We start from the raw sequence: 3,062 nt of genomic DNA on the forward strand, positions 1-3,062 counted from the left end.
AATAGGCGCGGCAATGCTCCTCATCGAAGACCACCTCCGCCAGCCAGCCGCGGGTTTTCAGTTCAGCCTCGACCTGGCGCATGCTGCCCATCACAGTGCCCCGGATAAAGGCTTCCACATCATCGCGGCCCGGAAAATCGACAATACCCGCCAGCCGGTGCTTCCACTGGGAACCGGTCATATGCCGGCTGCTGGCCATGTGGGCCTGCAGACTGCTCTCACGATGCCCCTCGATCACCAGCGCGCGCCACATCCCGACAGCCGCGACCAGCATGATGATGGAAAACGGCAGTGCACTGGCAATGGTCATGGTCTGCAAGGCACTGAGACCACCCGCAAGCAGCAGAACGGACGCCACCGCGCCTTCCAGCACGGCCCAGAACACCCGCTGCCAGGCCGGAGTCTGCATGGCGCCACCGGATGCCAGGGAGTCAATGACCAGTGAGCCTGAGTCGGAAGAGGTCACAAAGAAGGTCACGATCAGCAACACAGTGATCAGGGAGATGAAGAAGGACCAGGGCAACTGATCAAAAAGCTTGAACAGCGCCACCGCATGGTCCGCCTGCACGTCTGCGATCAGAGTGGTGACGCCTTCGTTCATGATCAGGTTCAGTGCGGTATCCCCGAAAATGGAGAACCAGAGGAAGGTGAAGATGGTCGGCACCAGCATGACGCCGCCAACAAACTCACGAATGGTACGTCCCCGGCTGATTTTGGCGATAAACATACCCACAAACGGCGCCCAGGCAATGGTCCAGCCGAAGATAAACAGGGTCCAGTTACCTATCCAGTCGCTGCGGGTGTAGGCCTGCAGGTTGAATGTCCGCTCGACGATACCACTGAGGTAACTACCGGTATTCTGAAGGAAGGTTTCCAGAATCAGGATACTTGGTCCCACGATGAACACGAAGGACATCAGCGCTACCGCCAGCACCATATTCAGAATTGACAGCCGCTTCACGCCTTTGTCGAGACCTGCCACCACAGACACCGTCGCCGCAGCCGTTATCACCGCAATTGCAATGATCTGGACCGTTGTATTTATCGGGATTGCCGGCCACAGGTAATTGATACCCGCATTGATCTGCGTGACCGAGAGTCCGAGGGTGGTAGCGATACCAAACATGGTACCGAGGATGGCGAACACATCGACGGTGTGCCCGATGGGGCCATAGATGCGCTCACCGATCAGCGGGTACAGGGCAGACCGGATCGACAGGGGTAACCCGTGACGAAACGCAAAATAAGCCAGCACCAGCCCCACCAGACCGTAGATGGCCCAGATGTGGAAACCCCAGTGGAAGAACGCAATCTGCATGGCCTGCTTGGCAGCATCCACCGTTTCCGGAGCTCCGGCAGGAGGTGACGCATAGTGAAGCACCGGCTCTGCCACACCGAAAAACAGCAAGGCAATGCCGTAACCGGCTGAAAACAGCATGGCGAACCAGGCCGGGAAGCTGTACTGCGCGACCGCGTGATCCGGCCCCAGCTTGATCCTGCCCCAGGGTGATACCGCAACGACAACAATAAAAACCAGAAAGATCGCCACCGACAGCATGTAGAACCAGCCGAAGGTCTGGGTGATCCACGCCAGGGTTGCGCTGAACAACTCGCCGGCCAGTTCAGGATTACTGATGGTGCCTACCACCAGCAGTAAGGTTACCGCCACCGCCGGGATGAATACCGGCGCGAGAATGGTAGAGCGGAAGGCTTTGCTCTCTGCAATCATGGATACGCATCCGTTTCGTTGGTTGTTTTTATCGGCAGAAACTGCCGATCAGGCACCGCCAGAACCCAAGTATAGGCTGAAAACAGGAATCTGGATTTCCTGATATGGAATCGGGAGCCCGGACCAGGAATGACCCATCCGGAAAACAGCAAAAAGCCGCAGGTTTGTGGCCTGCGGCTTTTCAGTACTAACCCCTCGAAAGGGTCAGTGAGAAATTACTGCATCTGCTGCTGTTGCATCTGTTGCTGCTGCATTTCCTGCATGCGCTGTTCCAGCGTGGCACGCTGCTCTTCGGTAAATACACTGTCTACGCGAGCCTGCATCAGGGTATTCACCGCAACCATCTGGCCGCTCAGCTCACCCAGACGGGAGGCATCTTCGCGGATCGACGCTTCATCAAAATCCGGTCCAATCTGGTCCTGCAGTTGTGCCTGCAGTGCCTGCGCCTCAGCCTGAAGTTCCTGCAGCTCGCCCTGAGACTCATCAAGAATGCCGCGAATCTCGGTTTGCTGGCTCTCATTGAGATCAAGCATCTCGGCAAGCTGGGCCACCTGGTCTGGCTGACCGCCACCGCCCTGCATCTGCTGGGCCATGGCTGAATGCGCGAAAGCCATTGCGAGAATGGCGAGGGCAAAAATCCGAATAGTCTTCATGTAATCTCCACGTCTTTTCGTTTCATTTTGTGCTGGTGACCGTACACCCTAATGAAAACTGCCGGCAATTTCACCCCAACGGCCATTTCTGCACCGGAATCGCACCCGACCGGATGTTTCTGCAGGTCCGGCGCCCCCCGTGGGAGGCCGGATCCGGAATAATGTGAAATCTTTGTTATTCCCCGCCATAATGGCGCGCAACCGCCACTCAGGAGCATATCATGGCCATTAACTGGTTCCCGGGCCATATGCACAAGGCCCGCAAGGACATCAAGAACATCATGCCGCAGATGGACCTGATTATTGAGGTTCTGGACGCGCGCATTCCGTTCAGCAGTGAGAACCCTCTGGTGCCGTCCCTGAGAGGCGACAAGCCGGTTATCAAGATTCTCAACAAGCGGGATCTGGCTGACCCGGAGGTCACCCGCCAGTGGCAAGCCTGGCTGGAACGTGAAAAAGGCACCCGGGCGATTACGCTCACCCATAACCAGCGCCAGGAGACTCTTGGACTGCTGACCCTGGCCCGGGAGATGACCAGCGCCACCGCCCGAGACACCCGGGCGCTGAGGATCATGATCCTGGGCATTCCCAATGTGGGCAAATCCACACTGATCAACACCCTCGCCGGCCGCAGCGCCGCCAAAACCGGTAACGAGCCGGCCGTAACCCGGGCCCAGCAG

At 57.7% G+C, this 3,062-nt stretch carries 3 protein-coding genes; 1 reads left to right on the top strand and 2 read right to left on the bottom strand.

Annotated features, from left to right (window positions below; translation table 11 throughout):
* The coding region (locus tag AAC035_RS20190) for a BCCT family transporter (protein WP_339806907.1) at positions 1 to 1,729 on the bottom strand (1,729 nt) is incomplete at its 3' end.
* Between the two features lie 215 nt (positions 1,730 to 1,944).
* The gene (locus AAC035_RS20195; RefSeq protein WP_339806908.1) at positions 1,945 to 2,382 is read right to left on the bottom strand and encodes a Spy/CpxP family protein refolding chaperone; all 438 of its coding nucleotides are present in this window, start codon (positions 2,380 to 2,382) and stop codon (positions 1,945 to 1,947) included.
* A gap of 221 nt (positions 2,383 to 2,603) precedes the next feature.
* Here AAC035_RS20195 and AAC035_RS20200 point away from each other — a divergent pair.
* Positions 2,604 to 3,062 (top strand): GTPase (locus tag AAC035_RS20200; RefSeq protein ID WP_339806909.1); only part of this gene is annotated, 459 nt, incomplete at its 3' end.

This window comes from uncultured Marinobacter sp. (assembly GCF_963974375.1).
GTDB lineage: Bacteria > Pseudomonadota > Gammaproteobacteria > Pseudomonadales > Oleiphilaceae > Marinobacter.